The organism is Mycoplasmopsis mucosicanis (assembly GCF_006546935.1).
In the GTDB taxonomy this organism is placed as follows: domain Bacteria; phylum Bacillota_I; class Bacilli_A; order Mycoplasmatales; family Metamycoplasmataceae; genus Mycoplasmopsis; species Mycoplasmopsis mucosicanis.
Genome location: NZ_SMDN01000046.1, coordinates 1 through 409, shown reverse-complemented (window position 1 = coordinate 409; position 409 = coordinate 1). Strand labels below are relative to the sequence as shown.

Sequence of the window (409 nt, the reverse complement as noted above, 5' to 3'; positions counted from 1 at the left end):
CCTCTACCATACTTAAAGTTTTCAAGGAACATACCCCTATTTCTACCCTTGTTGCCTCTCAATTTATCAATTTCTGGAGTTTTACCTGTATAAAGATTGTACTCTCTATTTTTTTGTAAACCTAGAGCTGCAAACTCCCATTCTACTTCTGTTGGAAGACGGTACTTAGTAACTACCCCCGAAGTTGCGGCTCTATTGGCAGCAAGTATCCTAGAATTGGTAGTTTTAATACCTGTTTTTTGCTTTAATCTTTGCTCGTTGATATATCCTTGCATTTCAGGATCGTTAGCTTCATACTTATCAAGTGTAAAAGAAGCTTGTCCTTGATTGTTACTTTCGTTAGTATATAAATCTTTAGATAATACCCCTTGATCCATGAGGATTCTTTCGCCCACTCTATCTGTTAACC

1 protein-coding gene is annotated in these 409 nt (G+C 36.9%); it reads right to left on the bottom strand.

Annotation, left to right across the window (positions count from 1 at the left end; genetic code table 4):
• On the bottom strand, positions 1 to 377 hold a 377-nt coding region (locus E1I18_RS03690; RefSeq protein WP_211334721.1), incomplete at its 3' end, for an SUMF1/EgtB/PvdO family nonheme iron enzyme.
• Positions 378 to 409: the final 32 nt, after the last annotated feature.